Consider the following 14,214-nt stretch of genomic DNA (forward strand, 5'->3'; position numbering starts at 1 on the left):
GCTCTACCGCCAGTCCTGCGCGAACCGGTCCAGCTCCTCCTGGTCCAGCGTGATCAGCGGCTCCCCGGGATCGGCCGCCCCGGCGTCCGGCGGCGGGACGAGCTCCTTGACCGCCGCGGCGATCGAGGCGACGGTCTTGTGCGCGAACACGTCCCGCGGAGCGACGTCCAGACCCGCCTCGCGCGCCAGGGTGACCAGCTTGATCGAGACGATGGAGTCACCGCCGAGGTCGAAGAAGCTGTCGTCGACGCCGACCCGCTCCACCCCGAGGGCCTCGGCGAACAGGGAGCACAGCAGCTCCTCGCGCGGGGTGGCCGGCGCCCGCCCGCCCGGCCCGGCGGAGAACTCGGGAGCGGGCAGCGCGTTCGGGTCGAGCTTGCCGCTCGCGGTCACCGGCAGCCGGTCGAGGACCACCACCGCCGCGGGCACCATGTGCTCGGGCAGCGCCTCGGCGGCCCGGGCACGCAGCAGCACCGGGTCGGGCACGGCACCGGCGGCCGGGGCGGCGTACCCCACCAGCTGCCGGTGGCCCGGCCGGTCCTCCCGGACGACCACCACGGCCTGCGCGACCGCGGGGTCCTCGGCGAGCACGGCCTCGATCTCGCCGGGCTCGATGCGGAACCCGCGCACCTTCACCTGCTGGTCGAGCCGCCCGAGGAACTCCAGGTCGCCCTCCGGCCCCCGGCGGGCCAGGTCGCCGGTGCGGTACATACGCGCCCCGGGCGGGCCGAACGGATCGGCGACGAACCGCTCGCCGGTCAGCGCGGGCCGGCCCAGATAGCCGCGCGCCAGGCCCGCGCCGGCCACGTACAGCTCACCGGCCACGCCCGCCGGCACCGGCCGCAGCGCGCCGTCCAGCAGGTACACGCGGGCCCCGGCGACGGGCTCGCCGAGCGGGGGACGGATCCGGCCGCTCAGCGGGCGGCTCATCGTCGCCATCACGGTCGCCTCGGTCGGACCGTAGGCGTTGACCATCCGGCGCCCGGGCGAGAAGCGTTCCACCAGGTCGGGCGGGCAGGCCTCGGCCCCCACCACGAGGGTCGTCCCCGGCGGCAGCGCCTCCTCGGGCAGCACGGCCAGGGAGGACGGCGGCAGCAGCAGCGCCGTCACCCCGTGCCGGGCCACCGTGGCGGCCAGCGCCGGTCCGGGCAGCAGCTCGTCCGCCGGCGCGGTGACCGCGCACGCCCCGGTCAGCAGGGCCGTCACCAGCTCCCACACCGAGGCGTCGAAGCTCGGCGAGGCGAACAGCAGCACCCGCTCGTCCGGGCGCACGTCCAGGCCGGCGCGCTGCTGGGCGAGCAGGGCCGCGATCCCGAGGTGCGGCACCTGCACGCCCTTCGGGCGGCCGGTCGACCCGGAGGTGTGGATCACGTACGCGGTGTGCGCGGGCCTGAGCGGCGCCACCCGGTCCGTGTCCGTCAGGTCGGCGCCGGAGAGGCCGCCGTCCACCGGCCGGGTGCCGAGGCAGCGCGTGCGCGCCGCCCCCGCCCGGGCGAGCGGCTCCGCCGTCCCCGGGACGGTCAGCACCAGCACCGGCCGGGCGTCGTCCACGATGTGCCGCAGCCGTTCCGGCGGATAGCCGGGGTCCAGCGGCAGATGGGCGGCGCCGGCCTTGAGCACGGCCAGAATCGCCGTCACCCACTCCGCAGACTTCGGCAGCGCCACGCCCACGACGTCCTCCGGGCCGATCCCCTCGGCCACCAGCTCCCGCGCCAGCCGGTTGGCCCGCTCGTTGAGCTCGCCGTACGAAAGGGCCCGCTCCCCGTCGACGACGGCGACCGCGTCGGGCCGTTCCCGCACCCGTTCCTCGAACAGGGCCGGGAAGGTGTCCGGTCCCGGGGACGCGGGTCCCTCGGCGGCGGCGCGCAGCGCGGTCCGCTCCCCGGCCGTGAGCAGGTCCAGCCGGCCCGCCGGAGCCGACGGGTCGGCCAGGAAACCGTCCAGGACCGCCCGCACCCGGGCGAGCAGGGCGGTGGTCTCCCGCTCGGTGAACAGGTCGGCCCGGTAGCTGAGTTCGAGGCTCAGCCGCTCGCCCGGCACCACCACCAGGTTCAGCGGGTAGTGCGAGGCGCCCGGCACCGGCTCCTCGCCCACCGTCATGCGCAAGCCCGGCACCTGCCGCTGGACGGCCTCCCCGTCGAACGGCGCGCTCGCGAAGTCGACCACCGTGTCGAAGAGTTCACCCGCCCCGTGGGCCCGCTGCACCTCGGTCAGCCCGAGGTGCTGGTAGGGCCGCAACCCGGCCTGCCGCTCCTGGAGTCCGGCCAGCAGCGCGCCGAACGGCCGGTCCGCGTCGAGGCGTACGCGCACCGGCACCGTGTTCATCAGCAGCCCCACGATGTCCTCGGAGCCGGGCAGATCGGCCGGGCGGGCGGCGGTGGTGGCGCCGAAGACGACGTCGTCGCGGCCCAGCAGATGGCCCAGGACGACCGCCCAGGCGCCCTGCACCACGGTGTTGAGGGTCAGCCCCGCGCCTCGGGCCGCGGCGGTGAGCGCGGCGGTCCGTTCGGCGCCGACGGAGTGCGTCACCAGGGACGGCACACCGGCCGTCGCGGCCTCCGCGTCCGGGGCGACCAGCGTGGGCTCGTCGAACCCGTCCAGCGCCGCGCCCCAGGCACGCGCCGCCGCCTCGCCGTCCTGCCCGCCGAGCCAGCGCACGAAGTCGGTGAACTGCGCCGGCGCGGGCGCCGGATGGGCACCGCCGCGGGCGTAGGCGGCGAACAGGTCGCGGAAGAACAGCGGCAGGGACCAGCCGTCGAGCAGCCCGTGGTGGTGCGACACCACCAGCAGGTGGTCGTCGTCCGCGAACCGGACCAACGTCACCCGCAGCAACGGCGGTTCGGCCAGGTCGAAGCGCCGCGTCCGCTCGTCGTCCAGCAGTTCGGCGACCCGGGTCCGCCGCCGCTCCTCGTCCAGGCCGCTCAGATCGGCCTCGCGCCAGGGCACCCGGACGTCGTCGTGCACCAGTTGCACCAGGCGGCCCGAGCCGAGCAGCCGGAAGGAGACCCGGAGCGCGGTGTGCCGGGCCAGCACCGCGTCGCAGGCCGCGCGGAGCACCGCCGGGGAGAGGGTACCGGTGAGCCGTACGGGCGCCTGCGCGGTGTAGACGTCGACCCCGTCCGCGGCCAGCATCGCGTGGAAGTGCATGCCCTGCTGCAGCGGTGTCGGCGGCAGCACCTCGGCGTACGGCCGCTCCAGCGCCCGGAGTTCGGCGAGCTCGGCCCCGGTGAGGGTGATCGGCGGCCCGGCCGGAGCGGCCGGCTCCCCGGGCCCCGGACCGGCCTCACCGGCCGCCTCGGCGAGGCGGGCGACGGTCTTGTGGACGAACACGTCCCGGGCGTTGACCGCGAGCCCGGCCCGGTGGGCGCGGGCGGCGAGCCGCATGGCGGTGATGGAGTCGCCGCCCAGGTCGAAGAAGCTGTCGTCGACGCCGACCCGTTCCCGGCCCAGCACCTCGGCGAACACGTCGTGCAGGACCAGCTCCCGCTCCGTGGACGGCGGCCGGTAGGCGCCCGCCGCCTCGAACCGCGGCTCGGGCAGCGCCCGCCGGTCCACCTTGCCGTTGGGGGTGAGCGGGAAGGCGTCGACGGCCGTCACCAGCGCCGGGACCATGTACGAGGGCAGCCGCTCGGCGACGGCCGCGCGCAGCGCGTCGGGGCGCACCTCCGCCCCGGGCACGGGCCGTACGTAGCCCACGATCCGCCGCACACCGGCCGCGTCCCGGGACACCGCCGCCACCGCCCGGTCCACCGACGCGTCGGCCGCGAGGGCGGCCTCGATCTCGCCGAGTTCGACCCGGTGCCCGCGGATCTTCACCTGGAAGTCGGACCTGCCCCGGTACTCCACCACCCCGTCCGGGCGGCGCAGTCCCAGGTCACCGGTGCGGTACATGCGCGCACCCGGCTCCCCGAACACATCGGCGACGAACCGCTCCGCCGTCGCCGCCGGCCGGCCCAGATAGCCGCGGGCCACCCCGCCGCCGGCGATGTACAGCTCGCCGACCACGCCGTCCGGGACCGGACGCAGGAAGGCGTCCAGGACGTAGACGCGCGTGTTGTCGGCCGGGGTGCCGATGGCCGGGCCGGCCGCGGCGCCGCCGTGCCACAGCATGGCGTCCACGGTGCACTCGGCGGGGCCGTACAGGTTGTACACCGACAGCTCCGGCACCGTGTGCAGCGCCTCCCACAGGTCGCTGCCGGCCTCCTCGCCGCCGAGCGCCAGGACACGCGGCCGGTGTCCCTGCCCGGACGCCTCGAACATGCCGGCCGCGAGGAGCTGGCGGGCCACCGACGGCGTGGTGTCGACGACGTCGACGGCCGCGCGGGCCGTGAGACCGGCCAGGGCGACCGCGTCCTTGCGGACCTCGTCGTCCACCAGCAGCAGCTCGTGCCCGCCGACCATCCACAGCAGCTGGCTCCACGAGGCGTCGAAGCCCAGCGAGTTGGTCAGGGCCGCGCGCAGCGTCCGGCCCCCGGCACGCCGCTGCTCCGGCTCGAAGAAGTTGGCCCGGTGGCTGTGGAACATGTTGACCAGACTGCGGTGCTCGACCGCGACGCCCTTGGGGCGGCCGGTCGAGCCCGAGGTGTGGATCACGTACGCGAGATGACCCGGCCGCAGCGGTCCCCCGCGGTCGGCGTCCGTGAGGTCCGAGGCGTCCTCGGGCAGCACGGCCCCGTCCACGCGCAGCGTCCGGCAGGGCAGCTCGGGGCCGGTCCCCGCGCCGGTCAGGACCAGCACCGGGCGGACCTCCGCGCAGATCGCCGCGATCCGCTCGGCCGGGTGGCCGGTGTCGACCGGCAGATAGCCGGCGCCCGACTTCAGCACCGCCAGGATCGCCACCACCGCGTCCACCGTGCGCGGCAGGGCCACGCCCACCAGCAGGCCGGGACCCGCGCCCTCGGCGACCAGCCGCCGCGCCAGCCGGTTGGCCCCGGCGTTCAGGGCGGCGAAGGTCAGGCCGGCGACGCCGTCAGTGACGGCCACCGCGTCCGGCGTGGCCCGGACCTGCTCCTCGAACACCTGGGGCAGCGTCCGCTCCGGGTGGGCCACGGTCCGCCCGGAACACGCGCGCAGGAACTCCGCACGTTCGGCCGGGAAGCACAACGGCAGCCGTCCCGCCGGGAGGTCCGGCTCCCCGGCGATGTCGCGGAGCAGCCCGCACAGCCGGTCCAGCAGCCCGGACGCGGCCTCGGCGGTGTACACGACCTCGCGGTGGTTGAGCTCCAGCCGCAGCCCCTCGCCGGGGTGCACGGCGAGGCTCAGCGGGTAGTGGGTGCCCTCGAAGGCGTCGTCGACGACGTCGCGCAGCAGCGTCACGGCGAGGCCGGGCACCTCGGCGCCCCGGACGGCGCTGTCGACGGGGACGTTCTCGAAGGCGACGGTGGTGTCGAACAGTTGGTCCACGCCCGCGGCGCGGTGGATGTCGGCCAGGCCCAGGTACTCGTGCCGGGTCAGCTCTGTCTGCTCGTCCTGGAGCCGGGCCAGCAGCCCCGCCACCGGCTCCGCCGGGTCGATCCGCACCCGTGCCGGCACCGTGTTCATGGTCAGACCCACGAGGCGCTCGCTGCCCGGCAGTTCGGGCGGGCGGCCGGCGACCGTACTGCCGTGGACCACGTCCTGGCTGCCCGTGAGCACCGACAGCAGCAGCGACCAGGCGCCCTGGACGACGGTGTTCAGGGTGAGCCCGCGGGACCGCGCGGTCTCCGTCAGCCGTTCCGTGTCCGCCGGGGACAGCTCCGCGACGGCGCGCCGCTGTGCCCGGGCCGGTCCACCGTGCCCGGACGGGCCCGCGACCAGCGTCGGCCCCTCCAGCCCGGCCAGCGCCGACCGCCACGCCCGCTCGGCCTCCTCACGGTCCTGCGCCGCCAGCCAGCCGAGATAGTCCCCGAACGGCACCGCCGGATCCAGCGCCGCCGCCGAGCCGCCGTCCCGGTAGATCCGGAACAGATCGGCCAGCAGCAGCGGCAACGACCAACCGTCCAGGAGGATGTGATGATGCGTCAGCAACAGGACGTGCCGTTCCGGGGCGAGCCGGACGAGGGTGAAGCGCAGCAGCGGCGGCCGGGCCATGTCGAAGCGCCGCGCCCGGTCCTCCGCCAGCAGTCCCGCCAGCCGCAGCCGCTGCTCCCGCGCGCCGAAGCCGGAGAAGTCGACCTCCTCCCACGCCGGTTCCACCGACCGTGCCACGGCCTGTACGGCCTCGCCCGAGCGGCGCCGCAGGAACCCCGCCCGCAGACTCGCGTGCCGGGCGGCCAGGGCGGTGGTGGAGCGGCGCAGCACCTCGGTGTCGAGCGCGCCGGCCAGCTCCAGGGGCGTCTGCACGGTGTAGAAGTCGACGGAGGGCGCCGAGCCGTCCGCCGGGGCCGTGGCGTCCCCCTCGTCGAACAGGGCGTGGAAGAGCATGCCCTGCTGCAACGGGGTCAGCGGCAGCACCGCTTCCAAGGAAGTCTGTTTCACAGTGTCGTCCCCCACTGGGCTTCGAGCTCGTCGAGTTCGTCCGCGTCGAGCCGCACCAGGCTCTCTGCGCGCGGCGCCGCGCCGCCGGGACCGGAGTCCCGGGCCACTTCGGCGAGCCGCGCGATGGTCTTGTGGCCGAAGATGTCCCTGGCGGTGAGGGTCAGGCCCGCCCGATGGGCCCCGGCCGCCAGACGGGTGGCGGTGACGGAGTCGCCGCCCAGGTCGAAGAAGCTGTCGTCGACGCCGACCCGTTCCCGGCCGAGCACCTCGGCGAACACGCCGTGCAGGATCCGCTCCCGCTCCGAGGAGGGCGGCCGGTAGGCGCTCGCCGCCTCGAACCGGGGCTCGGGCAGCGCGTTGACGTCGACCTTGCCGCCGGGCGTGCGCGGGAAGGCGTCCAGCACCGTCACCGCCGCCGGCACCATGTGGGCGGGCAGCCGCTCCCCGGCGTGGGCGCGCACGGCCACCGGCTCCGGCCGCGTCCCGGCGCCCGCCGCCGGCACGACGTACGCCACCAGCTGTCGTACGCCCGTCCCCGTCGCACGGGCGACGACCACGGCCCCGCCGACGCCCGGCGCCCCGGTGAGGACGCCCTCCACCTCGCCGGGCTCGATACGGAAACCGCGCACCTTCACCTGGCTGTCGGCACGGCCCAGGTAGACCAGCTCGCCGCCGGCCGCCCAGCGGGCGAGGTCGCCGGTGCGGTACATGCGGGTGCCGGGCGGCCCGAACGGGTCGGCGACGAATCGCTCCGCCGTCGTGCCGGGGCGGCCCAGGTAGCCGCGGGCGAGCCCGGCACCGCTGAGGTACACCTCGCCGGGGACCCCGGGCGGCACCGGGCGCAGCGCCGCGTCCAGCAGCCGCACCCGGGTGCCCGGCACGGGGCGGCCCATCGGCGGCACGGTCCGGCCGGAGAGCCGGCCCGTCTGGGTGGCGATGACGGTCGACTCGGTGGGGCCGTAGGCGTTGACCATGTGCCGGCCGGGCGACCAGCGGGCCACCAGCTCCGGCGAGCACGCCTCGGCGCCCACCACCAGGTCGGTCCCCTCGGGCAGCGTGTCCGCGGGCAGCGCCGCCAGTACGGACGGGGCCAACAGCAGGCAGGTCACGCCCAGTTCGGCCACCAGCTCCGCCAGCGGGGGCCCGGGCACGAGCCGCTCGTCCGGCGCGACCACGGCGGCGGCCCCGGTGAGCAGGGCCGTCGTCAGCTCCCACACCGAGGCGTCGAAGCTCGGCGAGGCGAACTGGAGCACCCGGGTGCCCGGCCGCAGCCGCAGCCGGTCCCGCTGGTGCCGCACCAGCGGGGCCAGCCCGGCGTGCGTGACCACGACACCCTTGGGACGACCGGTCGACCCCGAGGTGTAGATGACATACGCCGGGTGCCCGGGGAGCAGCGGCGCGCGACGGTCGGCGTCGGTCAGATCGACGCCGGAGTCGTCCGCAACGCCGCGGCCGCCATCCCCGTCACCCCCGCCACCCGGACCGGCATCCGCCGGGCCCGCGACGTCCGCCCCCGGGATGCCGGGACGCGCCTCGCCCGCCCCCGCGACAGCACCCTCCGTCATGAACAGCCGGGGCACCCCCGGTGCGAGGGTCGGGTCGTTCGTCTCGTGGGTGGTCAGGATCAGCAGGGGCCGGGTGTCGTCGAGCATCGCGGTCAGGCGGGCGCGCGGATAGCCGAGGTCGACCGGCAGATAGGCGGCGCCCGACTTCAGTACCGCCACCACGGCGGTCAGGGCGTCGGCGCCGCGCGGCACGGCCACCGCCACCAGACCCTCCGGCCCCGCCCCGCGGGCCACCAGCACCCGGGCCAGCCGGTTGGCGCGGGCGTTGAGTCCCGCGTAGTCCAGGGCGCCGGCGGGGGAGAGGACCGCGAGGGCGCCCGGGTCACGGCGGACCCGCTCCTCGAACAGTTCCGGGAACGTGCGCGACGGCACACCCCCGGCCCCTTCCCCCGCGGCGAGCACCGTCGCCCGCTCGGCCCCGGTCAGCACCTCGGTCCGGGCCAGCGGCAGGTCCTCCGGGGCGGCCAGGAACCGGGACAGGAACGCGGTGAACCGGACCCGGTGCACCTCCAGTTCGGCGGGCGAGTAGCGATCGGGGTTCGCCTCGAAGGACAACCGGGCGCCGGTGCCGTCCGGATGCGGATGGCAGGTGATGTTCAGGTCGGTCACCGGCCCGCCGGACAGCGTCGTCAGCTTCGCCCCGCGTCCCGTGAACGCCGTCTCCGAACCGGCGGGCATGATGTTGACGAGTGCGCCGTACAGCTGCTCCCCGCTGCCCAGCAGTCTCAGGTCGCGCCGCAGTTCGTCGTAGGGGTAGCGCTGGTGCGTCAGCAGTTCCCCGAGCCGGCGGGCGACCTGCCGGACCAGGGCGGTGCGGCCCTCGGCCGGGCGGACGGTCAGCCGCAGCGGCAGCGTGTTCGACAGCATGCCGGGCGCGTTGCGCGACCGGGCGCCCAGCCGTGCCGTGACCGGCACACCGATCGTCAGGTCCTCGGCCCCCGTCACCCCGTGGAGGTAGGCGGCGACCGCCGACAGCAGCGCCACCGTCCACGGCGCCCGGGCCGCCCGGCCGGCCGTGTGCAGCGCCGCCAGTTCGGCCGGGGACAGCTCCGCCGAGGCGGACAGGGCGCCGGCTGCGGCACCCGTGGGCACACCGGGGGCGGGGCTCGCCGTCTCGGGGCGGTCGGCGAACCGGTCGTTCCAGTACCGCCGGTCGGCCGCGTACTCCTGCGAGGCGCGGTAGTCCGCCTCCTCCGCGAGCAGCGCCCGCAGCGTGTCCAGCGGCTCGCCGGCCGGGTCCGTGCCGGCCGCCAGCGCCTCGTAGTGCGTGGCGATGCGGCGCGAGTGCAGCACCGACCCGAACGCGTCCGACAGGACGTGGTGGCTGCGCTGGTACCACAGGTGGTGGTCGGGACCCACCCGCATCAGCACATGCGCGGACAGGGCGTCCCGCGTCAGGTCCAGCGCGGTGGACCGGTCGCCGTCCACCAGCGTCCGCGCCGCGGCGAACGGGTCCGCTTCACCGGTGAGGTCGAGTTCGCGCCAGGTGGAGCAGCCCGGCGCCACCGGACGCTGGAACACACCGTCCGGCCGCTCGACGAACCGCACGTCGAAGGTGCCGCTCTCCGCCTCCGACCGGCGCACCGCGCGTCGCAGCAGTTCCCCCTCCAGCGGGCCGCGGACCTCCATGACGGCCACCGTGTTGTAGGCCGGGTTGCCGGGATCGAGACCCTGGGCGTGGAAGACGCCCAGCTGGGCCGCGGTGAGCGGGAGCAGGCCGGGTTCGGCGGGCAGTTCGCCGTCGCGTGGTGTCATCAGCTTCGTAACCGCTCTCGTGGACTTCCGGGAACCGCCGGGCGCCGCCCGCGGTGTCCGGGGCCTTCCTGAGGATGCCGGTGGACGGTGCGGCGTCCCCCGCGCGAGCGCCCATCGCGTCCGCGGCGCGGAACGGCGGCACCCTGCTCGATGCTGCACGCGCCCCACCGCCGGTCACCAGGCAACCGACCGGCAATCGCTGTTGCTGGTGTAACTGCCGCCCGCCCCGGACGAGTTACCGGGCCCCTGCCTGGCGCCGCCGGCCGGGCGGCGCCGAGGCTGGCGGCCACCGGGCGCGGCGGGCGCCCGTGGGCGGGCCCGCCGTGCCGCGGGCATCCCGTGTGGGCATCACATCCCGGAGAGGACGAGCACGTTGGGTATCGGGGACCGAGGTCTGCTCGACTGGCTGGACGACGCGTCCGCCGAGCGCGGCCTGTACTACGCGAACCGCGGCGACGGCTGGGACTTCCGGTCCTACCGCGATCTGCGGGACCTGGTGCTGCGCACCGCCGCGGCCCTGCGGGCCCGGGGTGTCGGGGACGGTGAGGTGGTGGCCCTGGTGCAGCGCTCCGACCCCGGCTTCGTCGCGACCTTCTTCGGCGCGCTGGCCGCGGGCGCCACGCCCTGCACCATCGCCCCGCCGTTCGCCTTCCAGCGGGCCGACGACTACGAGCGGCACGCCGCCCATCTGCTGACCACCGTACGGCCCCGGATCACCGTCTGCGACACGGAGTCGCAGGAACGCGTCCGCAAGATCGCCGCGGTGAGCGACCTGACGGAACCGGTGGTCTTCGACGAACTCGTGGCCGGCGTCGAGCCGTTGGACGCGCCGCTGCCCTTGCCGGAGACCGCGCTGGTGCAGTTCACCTCGGGCTCCAGCGGCTTCTCCCGGGGCGTGCGGATCTCCGCCGGCGCACTGCGCGCCAACCTCACGGGGATGCGCCGGTGGCTGGGCTGCGCCCCGCAGTACCCGGCGATCAGCTGGCTGCCGGTCCACCACGACATGGGCCTGGTCGGCTTCCTGCTCAACGTCGTCGTCACCGGCTTCGACGGCCACATGCTCCAGCCGGACGACTTCATCCGCTCGCCGCAGCGCTATCTGCGGCGGATCAGCGAGCAGCGGATCGCGATGACGGCTATGCCCAACTTCGGCCTCTCCTACATCCTGCGCCGGGTCCGCCCGGCCGACCTCGAGGGGCTGCGGTTCGACTCGCTGCGCTGCGTCATCATCGGCGCCGAACGCGTCGACCCGCGGGTGCTGGACGACGTCCACGCCCTGCTCGGCCCCCACGGTCTCGACCGCGGCGCCCTGCTGCCCGCCTACGGCAGCGCGGAGGCGACCCTCGCCGTGACCGGGCTGGCCCCCGGCGAGGGCTGGTCGACGCGTGAGCCGGACGAGGGCGACGCCGGCTCCCTCGCCGGCACGGCGGTGGTCGGCTGCGGCCGGCCGCTCGAGGACCGTACGGTGACCATCGTCTCCGAGGACGGGGACGTACTGCCGGACGGGCAGGTCGGCGAGATCGTGGTCAGCGGCGTGTCCATCGCCGACGGCTACATCGGCGACGCCGGCACCGCCTCCGGCACCCGTATCGGCGACCGGCTGCGGACCGGGGACGCCGGGTTCCTGCGCGACGGGCAGCTGTTCGTGATCGGCAGGCTCGGCGACGGGCTGAAGGTCAGCGGCAAGATGGTGTTCGCCGAGAGCCTGGAGACGCTGCTGCACCAGCGTGGCATCCCCGAGCGCCGGGTCGCGGTGCTGCTCGGCGTCCGCGACGGCACGCCGACCGGCGTGGCCGTCTTCGCGGGCGTCCAGGACGGCTGGCGGCGCACCGCCCACGAGGTGCTGTCCGAGTGGCTGGGCGACGCCGAACTCCTCGCCGTCGACGTCCCGCGCGGCGGCATCGCCGTCACCTCCAGCGGCAAGCCCAGACGCCGGGTGATCTGGAAGGCGCTGTGCGGCGGGACGTACGAGGACACCCTCCGGCCGCTGACCGCCGGGGACGAGTGACGGCACGGAGCGCCGGGTGGACCCCACCCGGCGCTCCGACGCGGCACCGGTGACGGACCGCGCCTGTGCCCGCCCTGCCCGCGCGGCTCCCCGGCGACGGACACCGCGCAGGCGCCCCTCCGCACGTACGTACGTACGTACGGCGTTGGCGTGACCGGGTGCCGCCGGCCACCGGAGCCCTGCCCCGAGAGCCGCCCCTGGACGCCCCCGGACAGCGGCACACCGAGGCCCGGCCGGGCGCCGCACCCGACGGATGCCGAGCTGACGCCGACCGGGCCCGGAGGGCCGTCTCGCCGTTTCCGGCCGTGTCCGGGTGTCCGGGACGCGGGAGTGCCCGCCCCGGGGCGGGGCGGGCACTCCCGTTCAGTGGACGGCCGGCTCAGCGGACCGCGGCCATCGTCTCCACCCGCACCAGGTTCTCGGCGATCAGAAGTTCCTTCACCTTCTCCGACAGCATGCCCAGCTGCCGCAGCACATGGATGACCTGCTGGAACAGCAGCTGCCGGTACGTGGCCATCATCGGGTTGGTCCGCGCGAACCGGACACCCAGCTCCACGTCCAGGTCCATGCGCTCCCACAGTTCCCGCAGCATGAACCGGCGCGACATCAACCGGATCGCCTCCAGCAGGAAGTCCTCGCGGTCGCGCAGCTCCGCCGAGGTCACCTGCTGGTACATGCCGGTCAGCGCGGTGACGCCGAAGGCGATGTGCCGGGCCTCGTCGCTCGCCACCATCCGGGTGATCTGCCGGATCAGCGGGTCGCCGAAGCCGCTGCTGGCCAGCCGCAGCCCGGTGATGGCCAGGCCTTCCATGACCACCTGCATACCCAGGTAGACGATGTCCCAGCGCGACTCCGACAGCACGTCGTGGAGCAGTGTCCCGAGGCCCGGGTTGACCGGGTACGTCACGCCCAGCTTCTCGTCGATGTAGCGCGCGAACGCCTCCACGTGCCGTGCCTCGTCGGCGACCTGCGAGGCGGCGTAGGTCTTGGCGTCCATGTCGGGAACGGTCTCGACGAGCCGGGCCGTCGTCACCAGCGCGCCCTGCTCCCCGTGGAGGAACTGGCTGCACATCCACGCCTGGTACTCCCACCGGAACCGGGTGAGCAGTTCCGGGGGCACCGGGCTGCCCTCACCGATCACGAACGAGGCGAGTTTCGCTCCGTTCTCCTCGGTCAGGTCGGAACCGAAACGGACGTCGTGGTCCCAGTCGATGTCGGTCGTGGCGTTCCACTGGGAGGCCTTGTTCTTCTCGTACAGGCTCCACACACGGCTGTCGCGCTTGCCGTAGTCCCAGTTCAGGCAGGCCCGGGTGAGGCTCTCCACTTCCATCAGGTCCGCCTTGACGGATTCCAGGGTGAAGAACGTCGGGTCGGCTGCCTCGTCAGGAAGGGCGGTCATCGTGAAGGAGATCCCCTCGGGGCACAAGAGCAGGACTGTCCCGTCGATCCTCACCGCCGGGTGTTCCCGCGGGCCAGGCAGACGCCGGGCAACTGGGCGGCAGAGGTGTTGCCGGTCGGTGTGCCTGGCCCCGCGTGCCGCCGGCCGCCCACCATCGTCCCCGCGGGCCACCGCCCGGAGAACAGCCGGCCGACCAAGGAGCGGGATGCGAACCGACGCCGCCGCACGACCCTCCCACCCTGCGCACACCCCGGCGCGCGGGGCGGGCAGTCCGTGGATCGTCGGCCGGGTGACGGCACCCGACGCCCGCCTGCGGCTGATCTGCCTGCCGCAGGCCGGCGGGAGCGCCGCGTCGTTCGCGCCCTGGCGGCTCACCCCGCCGCCGGGCGTGGAGCTGGCCACCGTGGAACTGCCCGGCCGGGGCGTCCGCAGCGCCGAGCCGCTGCCCGACACCCTGGAGGCGCTCGCCGACGCCGTCCTCGACGGCATCACCGGTGAACTCCGCGCGCCGTACGCGCTGTTCGGGCACAGCTTCGGCGCGCTGGTCGGCTACGAACTCGCCGTGCGCATCCGCCGCCGCGGCCTCACCCCGCCCGCCGCGCTGCTCGTCTCCGCCTCCCGCGCCCCGCACACCCGGGTGCTGCGGCGGGTCACCGACCGCGACGACGAGGGCCTGCTCGGCTGGCTCGAGGGGTTCGGGGGCTTCCCGGCCGAACTGCGCCGCTACCCGGCCTACCTGCGGTACGCCGTGCGCACGGTCCGCCGCGACCTGGCGCTGGCCGAGGCGTACACCGCCCCCGGCCCCGCGCCCGCCGGCTGCCCCGTGCACGTGTTCGGCGGCGCCGACGACCCGCTGGTGAGCCGGGAACGGCTGGAGGACTGGCGGGACTGCGCGGACGACGGGTTCACCCTGCGGCTGCTGCCCGGCGGCCACGACTATCCGTTCACCCGCACCGGACCCGTGCTCGACGCCGTCGTGCGGGCCCTCGGCCCGCAGGCCCGGCCGGCCCCCCGCTCCTGACCCGCCGGGC

5 protein-coding genes are annotated in these 14,214 nt (G+C 75.5%); 2 read left to right on the forward strand and 3 right to left on the reverse strand.

The window, feature by feature from the left end; all coding sequences use genetic code 11:
* Positions 1–3: 3 nt before the first annotated feature.
* Together ACZ434_RS10495 and ACZ434_RS10500 are read right to left on the reverse strand one after the other, a co-directional pair.
* Positions 4–6,456 (reverse strand): amino acid adenylation domain-containing protein, encoded by a 6,453-nt coding sequence (locus ACZ434_RS10495; protein ID WP_468453901.1) that lies wholly within the window; start codon positions 6,454–6,456, stop codon positions 4–6.
* Positions 6,453–9,776, reverse strand: a complete 3,324-nt coding sequence (locus tag ACZ434_RS10500) for an amino acid adenylation domain-containing protein (protein ID WP_468453903.1) — start codon at positions 9,774–9,776, stop codon at positions 6,453–6,455. Before ACZ434_RS10500 ends, ACZ434_RS10495 begins: the two co-directional genes overlap by 4 nt.
* Before the next feature lie 373 nt (positions 9,777–10,149).
* Here ACZ434_RS10500 and ACZ434_RS10505 point away from each other — a divergent pair, with 373 nt between their 5' ends.
* Positions 10,150–11,784 (forward strand): AMP-binding protein, encoded by a 1,635-nt coding sequence (locus ACZ434_RS10505; RefSeq protein ID WP_468453905.1) that lies wholly within the window; start codon positions 10,150–10,152, stop codon positions 11,782–11,784.
* Positions 11,785–12,163: 379 nt separating this feature from the next.
* Here the strand turns inward: ACZ434_RS10505 and ACZ434_RS10510 are convergent, their stop codons facing one another.
* The gene (locus ACZ434_RS10510) at positions 12,164–13,183 is read right to left on the reverse strand and encodes a ferritin-like domain-containing protein (protein ID WP_468453907.1); all 1,020 of its coding nucleotides are present in this window, start codon (positions 13,181–13,183) and stop codon (positions 12,164–12,166) included.
* Between the two features lie 205 nt (positions 13,184–13,388).
* Here ACZ434_RS10510 and ACZ434_RS10515 point away from each other — a divergent pair, with 205 nt between their 5' ends.
* Positions 13,389–14,204 carry a thioesterase II family protein gene (locus ACZ434_RS10515; protein ID WP_468453909.1) on the forward strand — a complete coding sequence of 272 codons (816 nt, stop codon included), beginning with the start codon at positions 13,389–13,391 and terminating at the stop codon, positions 14,202–14,204.
* Positions 14,205–14,214 lie beyond the last annotated feature (10 nt).

The organism is Streptomyces sp. NPDC030893, from assembly GCF_055571535.1.

What these genes read in the sequence shown, in the direction of transcription:
- ACZ434_RS10500 (WP_468453903.1), bottom strand. Translation starts at nt 9,776, where the DNA reads ATGACACCACGCGACGGCGAACTGCCCGCCGAACCCGGCCTGCTCCCG.
- ACZ434_RS10510 (WP_468453907.1), bottom strand. Translation starts at nt 13,183, where the DNA reads ATGACCGCCCTTCCTGACGAGGCAGCCGACCCGACGTTCTTCACCCTG.
- ACZ434_RS10515 (WP_468453909.1), top strand. Translation starts at nt 13,389, where the DNA reads ATGCGAACCGACGCCGCCGCACGACCCTCCCACCCTGCGCACACCCCG.